Origin of the sequence: Streptomyces sp. NPDC088254 (assembly GCF_044740925.1) — a bacterium.
GTDB lineage: Bacteria > Actinomycetota > Actinomycetes > Streptomycetales > Streptomycetaceae > Streptomyces.
Window position 1 is genome coordinate 82,171 of record NZ_JBIURQ010000006.1, and the last position, 16,193, is coordinate 98,363.

The following is a 16,193-nucleotide window of genomic DNA, read 5'->3' on the forward strand; positions in this document are numbered from 1 at the left end:
GCCCCTCCCTCCCAGCCCGTACATTCCGTCCGCCACGTCCCGAGGTGATCACGTGCCGCCCTCCCGCTCTGATATCCGCGCGACCATCGAGACCTATCTCAGCCGGCATGCCGAGGAACGAGACTCCCTGGAAGGGTTGTTGGCTGTCCTCGACGCCGCCGAGGAGCCGTCCAGCCGCGCCACGCTGCCCGGACACGTGACCTGCAGCGCCGTGGTCATCGACCGTGACCGCCGGGTGCTCCACATCGGCCATCGGGTGACAGGGCTGCTCCTTTGCCCCGGCGGCCACGTTGAGGCGGGTGACCGTACGCTCCTGGCCGCTGCCGTGCGCGAGGTGTGCGAAGAGGCCGGATTGCGCCCTGGCGACCTGTGCCTGACCCCGCAGTTCCTCGCCGAGCCGATCGATGTGGACGTGCATGACATTGACGCCAACCCGGCCAAGGGCGAGCCCGCTCACCAGCACTTCGATGTCCGCTTCGCGTTCTACCTCACCGCCGAGCAACCGCCTGCGCTCGCTCTGCAGGACGACGAAGTCGCCGGGGCCCGGTGGCTCCCGTACGCCGACGTGCGATCTCCGACGCTGCGGGCCAAGCTCCTGGCCGCCGAGGCGGACGGCCTCGACGGGTGCCCGGAGCCCGTCAGCGCCAACGCCCTTATCCATGACGGAGCCGGCCGGTACCTCCTTCATCTACGAGATGACCGGGAAGGCATGTGGGAGCCCTGGGTGCTGGCCCTCGTGGGAGGCAAACGGTCGCGGGACGATGCCAGCCTCGAGGCGACACTGCGACGCGAGCTTGCCGAGGAGGTGCCGGGTCTGGAGCCCACGGAACTGGTGCCGTTTGCCGTCCAGAAGGCGACGAGCGTTGACGGCCTGGCGGTGCCCATCAGCGTCTATGCCGGGCGCTGGAGTGGGGATGCCGGGGCGGTGGATCTCCGCGAAGGTGTCCTGCTGACGTGGTGCACTGTGGACATGCTCGACCGGCTACGCCTGAGTCCCGGTCTCGGGGAGCTGATCCGGCGCCACGCGGCCGAGCACCCCGCGGCCGAGGGACCGCCGGACGACACCTATCCGCTGCCCAGCGAGGCCCCGCCGGGGACCGAGCTGCACATAGTCGGTGTCCACCTCCATCTCCAGGACGACCACGGTCGGATCCTCCTCGGCCGGCGCCACCCTGATTCCGCCTTCGCGCCGGACACCTGGCACTTCCTGGCCGGCCACTGCGAGCGGGAAGCCGCGATCGACTGCCTGGTCCGGGAAGCGAAGGAGGAAGCAGGCCTCACCATCGCGCCCGAGGACGTCGACCTCGTCCACACGGTGCACCATGTCGACTCCCCCAACGTGCGGCCCAGGATCGCGCTCGTCTTCCAGGCTCGCTCCTGGACCGGCGACCCGGAGGTCCTGGAGCCCGACCGGTGCATGGAGTGGCGTTGGTGGGAGCCGCAGAAACTTCCGGCCGCAGTCGTGCCGTACACCCGACGGGCGATCGACGGAATCCTCCGGGGGCGCCCGTACTCCGAGCACGGCTGGGGCGAGCGATGAGCACTCTAGACACCTGTCCCGCCGCCGGACCGGTCGGCGGGGCCACGCCGACGGATGCACAAGCGGATCCGGCAGCCGCGCGGGCGGCGATGGTCGCCCGACTCGAGGAGGAAGGGTCTTTGCGGCCGGGCCCGGTCCGCGACGCCCACCTCGCGCTACCCCGCGAAGTGCTGATGCCGCAGGCGTACGTACGGCGCAGTGCCCCAGGCAAAGAGCCGCCGCGCTGGGATCTGCTGGACTGGTCGGAGCCGCAGGACCGCCCCAAGCTCCTCGGGCTGCTGTACGGCGGGGCCAGTGTGCTCGTCCAACACGACGGGGAGCCGCTGCTGGGCCGGGCACGCGGGAGTCGGTCGGGGGCGTCGATCACGTCGATGTCGACGGTGACGGGCCTGACCGCCTCGCTGCTGGAAGAGCTGGATCTGCGCCCGGGTCTGCGCGTGCTGGACGTCGGGACGGGCGCAGGGGTGACCGCCGCGGTGGCCTGCCAGGTCTGTGGCGACCGGGGGGTGACGACCCTCGACCGGGACCGGCACCTCACCGACGCGGCCGCCGCCCGGCTGGCCGACCTCGGCTTCCGGCCGCAGGTGGTGTGCGGATCGGGCGAACAGGGCGTGCCGGCACGGGAGTTCGACCGGATCTTCGTGTCGTACACGGTGGAGCGCGTGCCGACGGCCCTGGTCGAGCAGCTCGCGCCCGACGGCAAGCTGCTGGCGCACGTGACCAGCGCATCCCCGTCGTGGCCCGGCCTCGCTGTCGTCGGACGCACCGCCGACGGGCGGATCACGGCAGAGCTGCGGGCCGTGGAGTTCGCCCACCGTGCCGGGCACGGCATGGCGCGGATCTGGCTCAACGAGGAGCTCCGGCAGCGCATGGCCACCGAGCCCGGCACCTGGACCCAGCGGAGCAAGCTGGCGCCGCCCGCGGACAGCGACCGCGGATTCTGGCTGGCGGCCGACCATCTCCTCGGAGGCGGTCTGGTGCGGGACTTCGGGTCTGAGCACCTGGCGATCGGCGCACCCGGCTGCGGATCCTGGATGCGCGCGGAGCCGGTGGGCCACCGGCGCTGGAGCGTCACCGTCCAAGGGCCGCGGGACATCTGGAAAGAGATCCAGGACCTCGCCGACCGGTGGCGGGCCGCACGCTCCCCCGACCGCTACCGCCTCTACTTCGACGCGGACGGCGGGCAGCGCGCGGCGTCCGAATGCGGACGCCTGTCCTGGCACCTGCCCTCCCACCCGCGCGATGAGGGAGCCACCCCGTGACCTACCCCGACGGGCCCCTTCCGGACCTTGCACCGGAGCAGGAGACCATGTTCGAGAGCGCGGCGTTGACCTACGCCCGCCACCGCCCCGGCCTGCCCGAGGCGGCGGTGCGCCTGCTCGCCGGCACGCTGCGGGGCCGGCCGTCCCCGGTGCTGCTCGACCTGGGCACCGGAACCGGGCAGGTGCCCCTCGCGCTCCTGTCCGCCGGCGCTGACCTGACGCACATCGAAGCCGTCGACGTCAGCCCGCAGATGCTGCATCAGGCCAGGCAGGCCCTCACCCCCGTGCTCGGCCACTGCACCCTCACCCTGGTCCACGCGGCAGCCGACGCCTACGAGCCGCTCGCGACGCTGCCCGGCGAACCGGACTCCGGCCCGGACCTGATCACCTTCTGCCGGTCCTACCACTGGATGAACGGTGAGGCGGTCCTGGAGATGGCCGACCGGGTCGCCACACCGGGCGGCGCAGTAGCGATCATGGGCGACGGGAGCCTGTGGACCCACGACGCCGACTGGACCCGTGCACTGCGCGAATTGATCCAGCGCTACCTGGGCGCCGAGCGCCGGGCGGGCGCCCGCCGTGCCTACGCCGAGCCCCGCCGCTCGTACGAGGAGGACCTCGCCGACTCGGCCTTCAAAGACGTCACCGAGCACCTGTTCCCGGTGACCCGCGCCTGGGCGCCGCACGAGGTGCTCGGCTACCTGCGCACCACGTCGTTCGCCGCTCCCGAGCTCTTCGCAGGGCGGCACCAGGCGTTCGAGGACGAAGCCCTCGCCCTTCTCCACGCGCACGTGGTGGACGGGTCTCTGGTCGAGGAAGCGACGTTCAGGGTTCTGCTCGCCCGGCGTCCGGAGGGAGCGCGATGAGCAGCGAGCAGCGGCACACCGAGCCGGTGGACGTCCACCTGATCCTGCGCCGGGAGACCGCCGACGGGCCGCAGGTTCTGCTGTCCCGGCGGGCCGGGCAGGTGTACGCCGCCGGCCTGTGGCACCTACCGTCGGGGCACCTGGACGGTCCGCACGAGGACGTGGTCACCGCCCTGATCCGCGAGGCGCGGGAGGAGACCGGTGTCGTCATCGACGAGGCCGACGTGCGGGCCGCCGTGACCGTGCACCACCGCAGCCCCGGAGGCGCCAGTCGTACCGGGCACTTCTTCGAGGTCCGGCGGTGGAAGGGCGAGCCGGAGATTGCCGAGCCGGACGTCTGCGACGCGATGGACTGGGCACCCCTTACCGCCCTGCCCGCCCCAATGGTGGCGTACTGCCGTGCGGGCCTGGACGCCTACAGCGCTGGCGCGCGGCTCGCCCTGCACTTCCAACTGCCCGGCGACAGCATCGCCTTCGACCCCGGTGCCGACCGGCTGCTCATCGTGCCGGACGTGACCGGCCAGACATCTGCCGCCCGTCCCGACGCTGCGGTCGTGGAATTTGCGGAGCGGGCGGTCGGCCGGATCGCGCAGTGGACGGATACGTCATGGGCGCGCGAGGAGAGCCGGGTGTGGCGGGTCCACGGCGTCCAGGGCGGCACCTGGTATGTGAAGGTGCACCAGAGCGAGCGGTTCCACGGCAGGGAAGTGCGGGGGCTACGGACGTGGGCACCTGGGCTGGGGGCGGCCGCCCCCCGGCTGGTCGCCGCCGACGAGACCCTGCGGGCGGTGGTCCTCACCGCGGTGCCGGGCCGCCCGCTGCACGGCGCCGTCCTTGCCCCGGAGCGGGAGAGGAAGGTCTTCCACCGGATCGGGGCGCTGGCCCGCCGCATCCACCAGTCCTCTCCCCCACGGCCCGCTCCCGCCGGCAGCGGCCCGGCCGTGGCCAAGGCCGACCGGCACCTGGCCGGGGCGCGGTCTCATCTGCTTCCGGGTGATGAGGAGTTCGTCCGCGAGCTCGTCCGGCAGGCCGAGGACCTGCCACCACTGGAGTGGGTGGAGACCCACGGAGATTTCCAGCTCCGCAACATCCTCGCCACCCCCGACGCCGCCGACGAGACGGACGACCGTGAGGTCTTCGTGGCGATTATCGACCTCGAGCGCAGTGAGCCGGGGCCGGCTGTACGGGATCTGGTTCGCCTGTCCGACGCCTGGGCTGGCCGCCCCGACCTGTTCGAGGCGTTTCTGGCCGGGTACGGCAGGTCCCTGACCGCCGCCGAGGAGGCCCGCCTCGTCATCGACGCAGCGCTCGATTCCGTGAGCGGGATCGCATACGGCGCTGCCCACGGTGACCCCGAGCTGGTCGAACGCGGCCGGCGGACCCTGGCCCGGCTGCGCGCCGAGCACTGTGCCGCCCTCTCACCGACAGGAGATGCCCAGTGAACGCCGACACAGCACTCACTGCCGCGGCCGAGCCGCGCGACACCGCCGGACGGCCGTCGGTCCGCGCGGCAACCCCCGCTGACGCCGAAGCCATCACCCGGATGCGCTCCGCATACGTCCTGTCCGCACCGTTCACCGAGGACTGGGTCCGGCAGTGCACGGACGAGCTGGCGCCACGGCTCACGCCGGAGGGAGACGCCCGGGCCTTCGTCGTCGACGCCCCGGACGGCACGATGGCCGCCTGCGCCCTCGGCCTGATCCACCCCGTGCTCCCGGCCCCGGCCTACCCCCGGGGCCGGGCCGCCCGCGTACAGATCGTCGCCACCCAGCCCGAGCTCCGCCGCCGCGGTTACGCCCGGGCGGTCTTATCCGCACTCCTCGACCACCTCGCCGACGTCGAGGACGTCACCCTGTTCGAGCTGCACACCAGCCCGGAAGCTGCGCCCCTGTACCGGGAGCTCGGCTTCAGCGGCAGCCCGGCGCTGATGCGGATGACCCGCCACCGTCAACGTGCCGGTGCTGTGCCCGGTGCGCAGCCGGACTCGACGTGGGTGCCGCCGCAGCAATACGCCGACTCACTGCCCCGGGCGGCCGCGTACGCGTGCCTCTACGTCACCGACGAGGACGACCGGCCCCTGCAGCTGCACTCCGTCTACTCCCCCGGCCACCCCTGGCACATGATCGGTGGCGCGATGGATCTGGACGAGCGGCCCTGGGACGCAGTGGTGCGCGAGTGCCGGGAAGAGACCGGCCTGACCGCCGCGGGTCCGCCCCGGCTGCTGGCCACCGTGTTCGGACAGCCCCGGGCGCAGCGTCCATACAGCACTCTGCAGCTGATCTTCGACGGCGGTCGCCTCACCGATGAACAGATCCGGGGCATCACCCTCAATCCGCGCGAGCACGACGAGGCCCGCGTCCTGCCCCTGGCCGAGTGGGAGGCGTTGATGCCGGCCCGCGATTTCGTGCGGCTGCGCGCCGTGGAGGAGGCCCGCCGCACCGGCGTGGCCGCATACGTCGACACCTGGGGGAACGCATGACCACCAGCAGCATCGTCTTGATGTCCGACCGGCGGGTCGCCGCGATCCCTGTCCAGGAGCGCGGTGAGGTCCTCCTCGACGCCCGCGCACACGGCCTGATGGTCGACGACCGCAAGCAGGACGCTGCGGGCGCCTGGGCTCTCGTCCGTCAGGGGGTGCTCACGCGGCTCCAGCAGGCGCAATCGCTGCTCCCCGGCGGTGTGCAGTTGCTGTTCATCGAGGGCTACCGGCCCCCCTCCCTGCAGCGCCGGTACTTCGAGGAGTACTCCGACGAGCTCGCCCGCGCCCACCCGGACTGGAAGGCCGCCGAGCTCCGGGAGGCAGCCAGCCGCTTCGTGTCACCGCCGGAGATCGCGCCGCATTCCGCCGGCGCGGCCGTCGACGTGACGCTGATCGACCACCAGGGCCGCGAGCTGGACATGGGCACGCGCGTCAACGCCTCCCCCGAAGAGTCCGAAGGCGCCTGCTACACCGACGCCCCCAACCTGAGCGCCCGGGCCCGCACGAACCGGGCCACCCTGGGCGACGCGCTGTCCACCGCAGGCTTAATCAACTACGGGACCGAGTGGTGGCACTGGTCGTTCGGCGACCGGTACTGGGCCCTGCAGACCCAGCAGCCGGCCGCCCTCTACGGCCCCGTCGAACTGCCCTGACATCGCACCACCCCCGCCTTTCACGAACGAGGAGCGACCTGTGGGATACACCCGGACTGACTGGTCCGAGCACTACAACGGCGGGCGAGGCTTCCGGCGGCTCGGCGACGAGGAGAAGCGCCTGCTCGTCGAGCATGCCCCGGCAGCCGAGGGCGGCCGCGCGCTCGACGTAGGGTGCGGAACCGGCGAGATGTCCGTCTACCTCACCTCGCTCGGCTACACCGTCGACGGAGCGGACTTCGCCGAGGGCGCGCTCGAGCGGGCCCGCGCGGAGCACGCCGGGGTGGAGGGGGTGCGCTGGCTGAGCCTGGATGTCGAGCGCGACGACCTGGCCGCTCTTGCCGAGGACGGCTACGACCTGATCGTGCTGCGTCTGTGCATCGCGTTCGTCCGCGATCGCGCCCGTGTCCTTCGCCGTCTGGCCGCCCGGCTGCGCGAGGGTGGGGTGCTGGTCATCATCACGCCGATCGTGGAGAACACGCCGGAAGAGCGGCGCCACATCGCGCTGGACGAGAACGAACTCGCCGCGCTCACCGACGGGTTCGAGGACGTCGAGCAGTTCGACGCGGAGGGCCTGGCGGTGCTGGTCCTGCGCGGACCGGCCGGATTCAGCGCGGAGGAGAAGCTGCGGCCCGAGCCGCAGGCCGTCTTCGGTGCCGCAGTGGTGGTCACCGATACGTTCGGCCGGGTCCTGCTGGGCCGCTCCACCCGAGGCATGTGGGAGCTACCGGGCGGCCGCATCGAGACAGACGAGGCCGCACCAGCGGCCGCGGTGCGGGAGGTGAACGAGGAGACCGGGCTGACGGCGCGCGTGGAGGACGCTCACGTCATCACCGTGCTGCACGACGACCGCCTGGATGTACGCCGCGTCACCGCCGTGGTCCGCATCTCCCGCTGGGACGGTGAACTCTCTCTGCCCGAGCCACACCGCTTCGTGCGCTGGGAGTTCCACGACCTGAACACCTTGGTGACCCTCGGGAAGATCTTCGCGCCCAGTGCGCACGCTCTGACCGCGGTGTGGCCCGGGGTGCTGCCGGGGCTCCCGTCGGTCCATTCCTACGCGTGCTCCGCCGCCGTCCCTCCGGTGCCCGGGGAGCCGGTGGAGGCGGTCCGGTTGCGCGAGCGGATGGCGGACATCGTGATCAGCAAGGGCTGGGCGCCCTCGCCGCGGGTCCAGGCCGCGTTGCGTGAGGTGCCTCGGCACCGGTTCGTCCCGGAGACCCGGCTGGAGACGGCCTACCACGACGACCTCGCCGTAGTGACGGTCCGCGAGTCACCCCAGACCGCGCTCAGCTCCGTCTCCGCGGCCTGGCTGCAGGCCGACATGATCGAGCAACTCCGGCTGGTGCCGGGGATGACCGTGCTGGAGGTCGGCTCCGGCGGATACAACGCGGAACTCCTGGCCCACGTCCTCGGGGAACGCGGGCGCGTGGTGACCGTGGACGTCGACCCGTACGTGGTGCACCGGACGCAGCGACTGTGCGCGGAGGCGGGCAGCGGTCGGGTCACCGCCGTCCTCGGCGACGGCCGGCTTGGCGCGCCGAGCCACGTCCCGGCCAACGGGTTCGACGGGATCGTGATCACGCACAACGCGTCCGACATCGCACCAGCATGGCGAGAGCAGCTTGCCGAGGGGGCCCGGTTGGTCGTGCCGCTGGAGATGGGCGGCTACACCCGCTCCCTCACCCTGGTCCGGCGCGGCGACGTGCTGCACTGCGAGCACTGGACGTACTGCGGTTTCGTGCGGGACCGCGGTGCGGCCGCCCGGACCGCCCCCGCCGTGCGGCTGGCCGACGGCAAGGTCACGGTGCGGTGGGAGGACGGGACGCCCGGCGACACCGCCGGTCTCGACGAGGCTCTGCGCGGTCCCCGGCACGAGCGCTCCACGGGCCTGGTCGTCCGGGGGATCTTCAACTTCGAGACGTTGCAGGTCTATGCCGCGACGACCCTGCCGGGGTTCTGCCGTCTGTCCGCGCCGAAGGGGTCCACGTTCGTGGAGCAGCAGGACGCGGCCGCGATCCTGGCGGACGGCTCGCTCGCCTACTTGACCTACCGGAAGGTCAGGGATGCCCCGGAGCCGGCCGACCGCATGACGGAGTTCTTCATCCACGCCTACGGCCCAGCAGCGGAAGAGGTGGCGGAGCGCTTCGCCGAGTGCGTGCGCGTCTGGGACCGCGAGGTGCGCGAGAGCGGCTATCCGCCGATGACCGTCCACCCGGCCGCAACGCCCGACGACCAGCTGCCGCCCGGCGATGTGCTCGACAAGCCCAGCGCACGGCTTGTCCTCCAGTGGCCGGGCCGGACCCCCGCCGGCGCACTGAGCCTCTCGGCCGCAGGGGGACAGCGTGCCTGACTACGACGAGTTGATCCCCGAGAAGGCGGCGTCCTCCACGATGCCGTCCCTGCTCGGCGTGTTCGCCCATCCCGACGACGAGAGCCTCCTCGCCGGCGGTGTCCTCGCCCAGCACGCCGCCGCGCACGCGCGCACCGCCGTCGTCACCATGACGTGGGCGCCCGACAGTCCGCGGGCTTCCGAACTCGCCGACGCCTTGCGGGCGCTCGGCGCGGGCGCCCCTCGCATGCTCGGATACGGCGATGCCCGCAACGAAAGGGCGGCCCCCGGCCGTCCCCGGCTCGTCGACGCGCCACTCGACGAGGTGGTCGCCGCCCTGGTCCAGCAGATCCGCTCGTTCCGCCCCGACATCGTGGTCACGCACGACGCCCTGGGCCAGCTGACCGGTCACCCGGACCACCGCCGCACCCACCAGGCCGCTCTCCTCGCCGCTCAGGACGCGGGGCTCCCGCACCTTCACCCCGCGGCCGGCAAGCCCTGGCAACCGCGCGCCGTGTACTGCGCCACGCACCCCGAGTCCGGTGTCGGCGAACTCGGGCCGCTGCTGGAGTCCGTCGGCAAAGCCGCGCTCGCGGTGCCGGACGCCTACGCCACCACCACCGTCGACGTCTCCCCCTGGCTGGAGCAGAAGTGGCGCGCGATCCTCGCGCACCGCGGTGAGGTCGCACGCGAGCGGCCACTGCCCGGCATCCTCGCCCGCCTTCCCGAAGCCGACCGCACCCAGATCATCCAAACCGAGTACTTCACTCGCCTCACCCCCGGCCCCACAAAGGGCGACTCCGCCGCGCTATCCATCTGACATCGCAGCCCCGTGCCGACCACCCTTCACCGCCCACGAGCAAGCACTCACCGATCGGAGAGAGATGACGACGACTTCTGCACCCGACGAACGCCCCAGTGTGGCCAGGACATTGCGGCTGGCAGTCGCACAGAGCACGGTGCCGGAAGACCCCACTGATCGAGGAGCACTGCGGGCGGCCGGGCAGGAGATCCGGGCCCTGATGGTTGAGGCCGCCGAGGCTGGTGCGCGGTTGGTGCAGTTCCCCGAGGGGGCAGTCACCTATCCGAGCAAGCACGTGATGGCGGCGGGCCCGGCGGGCAAGCTGGTGCCGGCTGATTGGAGCCGTGCCGCATGGGATGTCCTGCGCGAGGAAGCGGAGTCGATCACCGTCCTGGCGGGAAGGCTTGGCCTGTGGACGGTGTTCGGATCGATCCACCCGCTCACACCGCCGAACCGACCGCACAACAGCCTCTACGTCGTCTCCGACCGCGGCCAGTTGGTCGCACGGTACGACAAGAGGTTCCTGTCACACACCGAGGTGTCCTACTTGTACTCCCCAGGACACCAGCCGCTCGTCACCGAGGTGGACGGCATTCGGCTCGGCTTCGCGCTGTGCATCGAAGCCAACTTCCCGGAGGTGTTCACCGAGTACGAACGCCTGGACGTCGACTGCGTCCTGCTGTCGGTGATGGTCGACGACGCGCCCCGGGCCCGTGTCGCCCAGGCGTACGGAACGCTCTACAACTACTGGCTCGGCTACTCCATCCCGGCCCAGTTCAGCGCAACGGTGCCGTCCGGGATCGTGGCACCCGGCGGCCGGTGGCTGGCGCGCTGCCCCGCGAACGGACATCCCGCCCTGGCAGTCGCGGACATCGACCTCGACTCGCAGGACGAAGACATCAACATGGCCGTTCGCTGCGCCCGCCCGTGGCGGCGCTCTGCCCGAGCCGGACTCTACGACGAGCGGACCCCCGTGGGAGACCCCCGCAGCGATGTCCGCACAGCGTTCTGAGACCGCCTTACTGCCAGATTCGTCGGCCCCACCCTCTGGTAGCACCCCTTAATGAAAACGCCTCGGCTCATCGGGGCGTTTTCATGTGTGCGCTCAGGTCAGCGCAAGCCGTCTGTGTCGTCGTGCTCTTCGCCGACTGGGAGTGGCCGACGGTCGTCCCCCGGGGCCTCGCTGTAGATGACCGCGGAGACCGCGCTGTCGTAGGCATCGTTGAGGCCGTTGCCGCTTGTGCCGAGCATGTTCTCCCAGTCGATTCCCATGCCTACGAGCCTAGACCGTACTGCTCGAGGATCTTGGCGATGCGGGCGTTGAACTCCTCAGCCCGGGCGAAGATCGCGGCTTCCTCTTCAGGGCTGATACGCCGCGCCGGTCGTCGAGCCGGCCATGCTCCTCCATGACGAGGGCCATGGCGTCTTCGGGCGAGTCCGCGCGACCCGCGATGGTGCGGTGGACGGCCTGCTGCTTGCTGAAGACGGACGCCTTCTTCTCCTGGTGGACCGGGCCAACGGTCTGTGGCGGACCGATGGCGGCCGCCGCCCCCTGTACGACGAAGTGGACGTCGCAATGTGGGGGTGCGCGGACGGGCAGCAACGCATCACCACCACCATGGCCCGATTCGACGGCGATTTCGCCGTCCCCGCCAGCTGGTTCGGACCCGAATTTGTCGAAACAACGGAGGAGACCCCAGACGGCCCATACGTGCGCTTCACCGGGCTCGCCCAACCTGTCCGCCTCAAGTTCGACCTGAACCTGGCCTCCTTCCAGGTGTCCGAGGACAGGACATGTACCAGCCTGGCCGACGAGGCCCGCACCTACTTGCTGATCAACACCTCGGGCACGGCCCAAACCACCGCCGACCTCGGCAACGCCCGGAGCGTGGCTGAAAGGGCGGCCGGACAACTGACAGCTCATGGACGCGCAGATGAGCCCGGAGCCGCACCGCCGACGTCGCATCGGCGCCGGGTGTTGTCGGCACCTCGAACTAACATTCACGACATGACCACCCCTGCCCCCGATGCCCCGTTCGATCCGCACGCGTTCCCCGGCGACCTCCTCGCTAAGCAGTGTGAGGCAGCCGAGCTGTACGCCGCGCTTCACGTCCATCAGAAGACCCTCCCGTGGTCCCGCGAACCGCACAAGGGGTGGCCCGCGGAGTCGGAGCGGGGCAGGGAGCACCGCGGCCGGCCTGCGTCGCCCGGCTGGACGAACAATGAGGCCGCGGAGTACGACGGGCTGTTCGAGGCCCTGCGGAAGGCGACGGCCGCCGTGAACGCGCACGACTGGTGGGAGACCTGCGACCGCCATGGCATCAAGGGTGACGCACTGGTGGCCGCGCGCATGGCTCTCAAGCACGCTGACGGCGCCGTCCCTGCCCTCCCCCTCCGTCAGGGGGACGTTGACGCGACGGCCTGACAGCCGCTGGTTGAGGGCTTGGCCCCGGCTTCCTACTGCTGACCTGGAGGGAGGCGGGGCTGTTCCTTCTGCGCGGGCTTGGCCTCGGCATCGGAGGCGGCGCAGGCCCACTCCGCGAGGGCCTTGACCATGTCGAGCACCAGTTCATCTCTCAGGCCCGCGGCGCGCCGGGGACAGTGTCTCAGGCGTCGGCCACTGCCCGTACAGCGGCACGGCCTCGAACACGTCGTCCTGCTGGGCGCTGGCCAGGGCGTCCGCGCGGGTGTACGTGGTGTCGGTGAGCTGGGAGTCCGGGGACCAACGGCCCTCTTCGTTGCGGCGGGCCCTGGAGACTCCGCCGCGCTTGAGGTCGTTGTTGGCGCCCACTCGCAGCGAGTGCGACCGCACCGGCAGCCCGCCAATGATCTCCTTTCCGGCGGAGGCCGCCCGGGTCTGGATGATCGTGTTGATGGTGCGTCCGGACAGGCGCAGGCCTCGGACGGTGGCGTGGGCGCGGCCGAGTTGGAGGTTGCCCTTCTTGGTCAGGGCGCGCAGGAAGGGCAGGTGAGGGGCGTCCGCGCCGAGCTCGGCGAGGTCGGCTTTCCAGGCGGCGACGCGGGCGGCGAAGCGCAGGTCGTCGCGGTCGGCGTAGAAGCGCCAGGCGGCGGTCTTCGCGTCGGTGGTCTTGGTCTTGGCGACCCGGACCCATACCCCGGGCCGCGGGCCGGTGAGGGCCGGGCGTAGGTCGGCGTTGGGCAGGTCGGCGATCTCGATGCCGCGCAGCAGCAGCCGATAGCCGACGACGAGCGCGGCCGCGTCCCGCCGTCCGATGCGGGTGGACTCGTCGATGGCGTCGAGCACCGGCAGCAGGTGCTCCAGGGTGAGCGCGGCGGCCTGGTCGCTCAGCCCGGCCGGGTACTCCAGGTCGCGGTAGTCCTCGATGATGTCGCGGATCTTCGAGCCGTCCGGGCGCTCGCCCTTGGGGTACCAGGTGAGGATGCGGGAAAGGTAGGCCAGCAGGGTGTCCGGGCTGTAGGGGGTACCGTTCGGCTGACCGGTGTCCATCAGGGTGCCGATGTACTCGGCGATGTGCGCTGCGGTGGTGGAGGGCTGGGCCATCCGCCCGTTGGCCTCGCACCAGGCCTGGAAGCGGTTCCGCGTGGAGTCGCGGTTCATCCGGGTGTTGCGGGAGCGGCCGCCCGCGGCGCGGCGGAAACGCTCGCGGGTGCGCTCGGAGACCCGGAAGTCGTCCTCGGTGAACCGCGGGTGCTCCTCGACGCGCGGTGGCAGTTCCCCCGGCCCCAGGATGGTGTCCCGGGTGACTCGGTAGCGGGGGGCGGCGGGCTCGTCTGCAGCGCGGTCCGGAAGGCGCGCGGTCTCCACGTCGTCGACGAGCTCGGCGTCGAACACGTCGGCCGGTTCGGGCGCCTCGGCGGTGAGGGTCGCGCGGACGCGGGGCACCCCCGAGACTTCATTGTCATCGCTAACTGTCAAGCCTAAATCCTTACTGACACCGGGTTTCCTGATGACGCCTCACCTTCGCCAAGGGTTACCTCGTATTCTGCCAGGAATAGGAGGTAAGGACAGCCTAACTCGATGAAGATGAGTCCAGGCAGGAGAGGGGAGGGGCGAAAAGCTGTGCGGCCCTCTAGCGGCCTGTCAGAGCGCCGGAGATCCCACCACCCCGGCACCGTGGAGATCGGCCGCTCATGCCCCGGTTTTGTGGGTCGCATTTCTGGGGGTTCGTCAGAAAATCACTCTTCGGGCGGATTGCCTGTCTCGCCGATCGCGCGCAGCACCAGCGGCCGCGACATCGCCGGAGCCGCCCGCCGGGACAGCTCGCGCCCGTTGCCCGGGGTGTGCTCGGCGCGCAGCGCGGAGCGCAACCTCTCCAGCGCCGCGGCCTCCGCATCGCGTGCCTTCAGCACCTCGGCGACCGGGCGGGCAGTCGTTGCAGTACGGGACGTGTTCACCGGTGATAGCGGGGGAGTCGAACGTCGTGATGGGGATGGTGACGGTGCCGGGTTCGTCGGGGTTCTCGCCCTCCCCACACATCACCTCCAACCACTGCCCGATGGGCGTGAGTAGGAGGCTCGCGGGCCCCGATGAGGCTCCTCAAGACTTTCTGACCACAGTTGGTGCAGATCAGAACAGTTCCTACGCTGCCTGTGGCGGGTTGGCCAACCCCTCTTGTTGCATCCGATCGCACGTTGAGGAGCCCCGTCATGCCCAAGCGCGTCACCTTCACGATCACGGCCGTCCTGGAGCGGCAGGACGGGCCGCCCGTGGCCATCGGCGATGTCCTCCAGGCGCTCACCGACGCGCCGGAGGAGATCGAGGTGTACGTCGAGGACCCGGACCGCGACACGGAGAGCCGGTTCGACACGGCCGGCGCGACGGTGGTCTACCCCGAGGACGCGCCCGCCCGCATGTGACAGCCCGCATGTGACAGCTCTCATGGTCAGTGCAGGTCAGAGGAGCATTGGCGGCTTGTAGCGTGGGCGGCATGCGTGTCGATATACGAACTGTTCTGCGTAAGCACGAGGAGGAGCTGCGGCGCTTTCGCCGGGGCCTGTTCTCCACGGACCCGGCTGACAGCGAGCTGGCCTCCGCACTGCCCTCATCCGTGCTGGAGCAGTACCGGGCGGGGGGCCTGACGGTGCCGCACTGTTTCGGTCCGGTGCGCTCGGTGACCGATCGGCATGCCACCCTCAGCTTCGTCGGGGACATCAGCGACCAGGCCGCGCTCCTGGAGCAGCCGGGCCGGGAAGGGAGTCTGCTGACGCTGTCGGTCGCCGCGAAGCACAAGCAGCTCGGCACGCGCCAGCCGGTAAACCCGGCAGAGGCGCGGGCCTGGGTGGAAGCGATCGTGGGCCCCGAGTGGCTGCCGCACGTCTACTCGGCTGGCGCCCTGACCGGCGTCACCAAGGGTGGGTCCTCGACCTCGAAGCCGCTCACCACGCAGTTCTTCTACCTGTTCCTGGGCGCGGACGGTGTCCCGCACGCCGAGCCGGAGCATCACCTCGGCGTGCAGCTGACCCCGCTCGTCGACGCTGCCTGATGCGCCGCTAGGCCGCCTGCTCGACGAGCAGGCCCGGCACGCTGATGTAGTCGCCCGGCTCGCGCACCTGGATTGGCATGGTGAGCCCGAGCAGCGGCGCCACGTCCGCGAGCCGCCCGTAGACGATCTTGTATGTGTGCAGCCGGTGAAACCAGGCCGTCGACATCTGGATGTCGTGCCAATGCTTGTCCAGCTCCTCGATCGCCCAGTACGCGCTGAGGGCCGCTTCCTTGGTCCGCTCGGCGTCCGCGGTGAAGAGCGCCTTCCACTGCTCGACGTACGGGGTGCCGTCCGGCGCGGGCCACTGCGCCGTGCCCGGGACGATGTCCCAGCGGAGCCAGTCGCGGGCCACTGCCTGTACACCGAAGAGGGGCAGGTCGCCGATGGGGAGAGCCCGTAGGGCCATATCCAGGCGCATCCCCTCGGCGATGACGAGGGTTAGTTCGTCGGGGCTGATCACCCTGGGGCCGAATCGGTTCGGGCCATGCCACATCGGAGGCGCCCCGTGCGGGTTGTCGTCACCCGGCAGAGCCTCCAGCCAGGACACGATCGCCTCGGCCCAGGGCATGCACTCCGTCAGCGGGTGCTGGCCGCCGTGCGCGGCCGCGTACCGCTCCGTGTGCTCGCGCACGCATGTAGCCATGTCCACCGGCACGTCTGCCTCCTGATGTCAGATCGCCAGCAAGACCCCGTCTGACCTGACAGAGCGGGGGTCTTGCTGTCGTCCCTCGCGGGCTACGGGGGAGAGCCCGGAAGGAGTCTGGTGGCAGCGTAGCCAGCACGTTCCCGGCCAC

General features: G+C 71.0%; 16 protein-coding genes. 12 read left to right on the forward strand and 4 right to left on the reverse strand.

Annotated elements, in window-relative coordinates; all coding sequences use genetic code 11:
• Positions 1 to 52: 52 nt before the first annotated feature.
• The 9 genes from ACIOC0_RS18605 to ACIOC0_RS18645 all read left to right on the forward strand — a co-directional run bounded on the left by ACIOC0_RS18605 (position 53) and on the right by ACIOC0_RS18645 (position 10,946).
• Positions 53 to 1,540: an NUDIX domain-containing protein gene (locus ACIOC0_RS18605; protein WP_402156056.1), complete on the forward strand. Its 1,488-nt coding sequence runs from the start codon at positions 53 to 55 to the stop codon at positions 1,538 to 1,540.
• A 119-nt stretch (positions 1,541 to 1,659) separates the two neighbouring features.
• Positions 1,660 to 2,802 (forward strand): protein-L-isoaspartate O-methyltransferase, encoded by a 1,143-nt coding sequence (locus tag ACIOC0_RS18610; protein WP_402156058.1) that lies wholly within the window; start codon positions 1,660 to 1,662, stop codon positions 2,800 to 2,802.
• Entirely contained in the window at positions 2,799 to 3,668 is an 870-nt protein-coding gene (locus tag ACIOC0_RS18615) for a class I SAM-dependent methyltransferase (protein ID WP_402156059.1), read from the forward strand. Before ACIOC0_RS18610 ends, ACIOC0_RS18615 begins: the two co-directional genes overlap by 4 nt.
• Complete coding sequence (locus ACIOC0_RS18620; RefSeq protein WP_402156060.1) at positions 3,665 to 5,110, forward strand: phosphotransferase; 1,446 nt, start codon at positions 3,665 to 3,667, stop codon at positions 5,108 to 5,110. Before ACIOC0_RS18615 ends, ACIOC0_RS18620 begins: the two co-directional genes overlap by 4 nt.
• Positions 5,107 to 6,147 (forward strand): GNAT family N-acetyltransferase, encoded by a 1,041-nt coding sequence (locus ACIOC0_RS18625; protein ID WP_402156061.1) that lies wholly within the window; start codon positions 5,107 to 5,109, stop codon positions 6,145 to 6,147. Before ACIOC0_RS18620 ends, ACIOC0_RS18625 begins: the two co-directional genes overlap by 4 nt.
• Positions 6,144 to 6,800 carry a M15 family metallopeptidase gene (locus ACIOC0_RS18630; protein WP_402156062.1) on the forward strand — a complete coding sequence of 219 codons (657 nt, stop codon included), beginning with the start codon at positions 6,144 to 6,146 and terminating at the stop codon, positions 6,798 to 6,800. Before ACIOC0_RS18625 ends, ACIOC0_RS18630 begins: the two co-directional genes overlap by 4 nt.
• A 40-nt stretch (positions 6,801 to 6,840) precedes the next feature.
• Positions 6,841 to 9,153, forward strand: a complete 2,313-nt coding sequence (gene fxlM / locus ACIOC0_RS18635; protein ID WP_402156063.1) for a methyltransferase, FxLD system — start codon at positions 6,841 to 6,843, stop codon at positions 9,151 to 9,153.
• A 40-nt stretch (positions 9,154 to 9,193) separates the two neighbouring features.
• Positions 9,194 to 9,952, forward strand: a complete 759-nt coding sequence (locus ACIOC0_RS18640; protein WP_030381908.1) for a PIG-L deacetylase family protein — start codon at positions 9,194 to 9,196, stop codon at positions 9,950 to 9,952.
• A gap of 64 nt (positions 9,953 to 10,016) precedes the next feature.
• Complete coding sequence (locus ACIOC0_RS18645) at positions 10,017 to 10,946, forward strand: carbon-nitrogen hydrolase family protein (RefSeq protein WP_402156064.1); 930 nt, start codon at positions 10,017 to 10,019, stop codon at positions 10,944 to 10,946.
• A 98-nt stretch (positions 10,947 to 11,044) separates the two neighbouring features.
• On the opposite strand, the gene ACIOC0_RS18650 is transcribed toward ACIOC0_RS18645, so the two are convergent.
• Positions 11,045 to 11,206: a hypothetical protein gene (locus ACIOC0_RS18650; RefSeq protein WP_402156065.1), complete on the reverse strand. Its 162-nt coding sequence runs from the start codon at positions 11,204 to 11,206 to the stop codon at positions 11,045 to 11,047.
• A gap of 124 nt (positions 11,207 to 11,330) precedes the next feature.
• Between ACIOC0_RS18650 and ACIOC0_RS18655 the strand changes: the two genes are divergently transcribed.
• Positions 11,331 to 12,359 (forward strand): hypothetical protein, encoded by a 1,029-nt coding sequence (locus ACIOC0_RS18655; RefSeq protein WP_402156066.1) that lies wholly within the window; start codon positions 11,331 to 11,333, stop codon positions 12,357 to 12,359.
• Between the two features lie 144 nt (positions 12,360 to 12,503).
• On the opposite strand, the gene ACIOC0_RS18660 is transcribed toward ACIOC0_RS18655, so the two are convergent.
• On the reverse strand, positions 12,504 to 13,832 hold the full coding sequence (locus ACIOC0_RS18660; protein WP_402156068.1) for a hypothetical protein: 1,329 nt from the start codon (positions 13,830 to 13,832) through the stop codon (positions 12,504 to 12,506).
• Positions 13,833 to 14,092: 260 nt separating this feature from the next.
• Positions 14,093 to 14,311 (reverse strand): hypothetical protein, encoded by a 219-nt coding sequence (locus ACIOC0_RS18665; protein WP_402156069.1) that lies wholly within the window; start codon positions 14,309 to 14,311, stop codon positions 14,093 to 14,095.
• A 252-nt stretch (positions 14,312 to 14,563) separates the two neighbouring features.
• Between ACIOC0_RS18665 and ACIOC0_RS18670 the strand changes: the two genes are divergently transcribed.
• Both ACIOC0_RS18670 and ACIOC0_RS18675 read left to right on the forward strand, forming a co-directional pair.
• A complete protein-coding gene (locus tag ACIOC0_RS18670; protein WP_402156071.1) occupies positions 14,564 to 14,773 on the forward strand; it encodes a hypothetical protein in 210 nt (69 codons plus the stop codon).
• Positions 14,774 to 14,844: 71 nt separating this feature from the next.
• Positions 14,845 to 15,399 (forward strand): hypothetical protein, encoded by a 555-nt coding sequence (locus ACIOC0_RS18675; RefSeq protein ID WP_402156073.1) that lies wholly within the window; start codon positions 14,845 to 14,847, stop codon positions 15,397 to 15,399.
• Between the two features lie 7 nt (positions 15,400 to 15,406).
• Here ACIOC0_RS18675 and ACIOC0_RS18680 read toward each other — a convergent pair whose 3' ends face one another.
• The gene (locus ACIOC0_RS18680) at positions 15,407 to 16,054 is read right to left on the reverse strand and encodes a hypothetical protein (protein ID WP_402156074.1); all 648 of its coding nucleotides are present in this window, start codon (positions 16,052 to 16,054) and stop codon (positions 15,407 to 15,409) included.
• Positions 16,055 to 16,193 lie beyond the last annotated feature (139 nt).

Bases quoted from the DNA above. Each gene is read 5' to 3' on its own strand.
- ACIOC0_RS18620 (WP_402156060.1), top strand. From the start codon at position 3,665: ATGAGCAGCGAGCAGCGGCACACCGAGCCGGTGGACGTCCACCTGATC.
- ACIOC0_RS18630 (WP_402156062.1), top strand. From the start codon at position 6,144: ATGACCACCAGCAGCATCGTCTTGATGTCCGACCGGCGGGTCGCCGCG.
- ACIOC0_RS18640 (WP_030381908.1), top strand. From the start codon at position 9,194: ATGCCGTCCCTGCTCGGCGTGTTCGCCCATCCCGACGACGAGAGCCTC.
- ACIOC0_RS18645 (WP_402156064.1), top strand. From the start codon at position 10,017: ATGACGACGACTTCTGCACCCGACGAACGCCCCAGTGTGGCCAGGACA.
- ACIOC0_RS18650 (WP_402156065.1), bottom strand. From the start codon at position 11,206: ATGGGAATCGACTGGGAGAACATGCTCGGCACAAGCGGCAACGGCCTC.
- ACIOC0_RS18655 (WP_402156066.1), top strand. From the start codon at position 11,331: ATGCTCCTCCATGACGAGGGCCATGGCGTCTTCGGGCGAGTCCGCGCG.
- ACIOC0_RS18670 (WP_402156071.1), top strand. From the start codon at position 14,564: ATGCCCAAGCGCGTCACCTTCACGATCACGGCCGTCCTGGAGCGGCAG.
- ACIOC0_RS18675 (WP_402156073.1), top strand. From the start codon at position 14,845: ATGCGTGTCGATATACGAACTGTTCTGCGTAAGCACGAGGAGGAGCTG.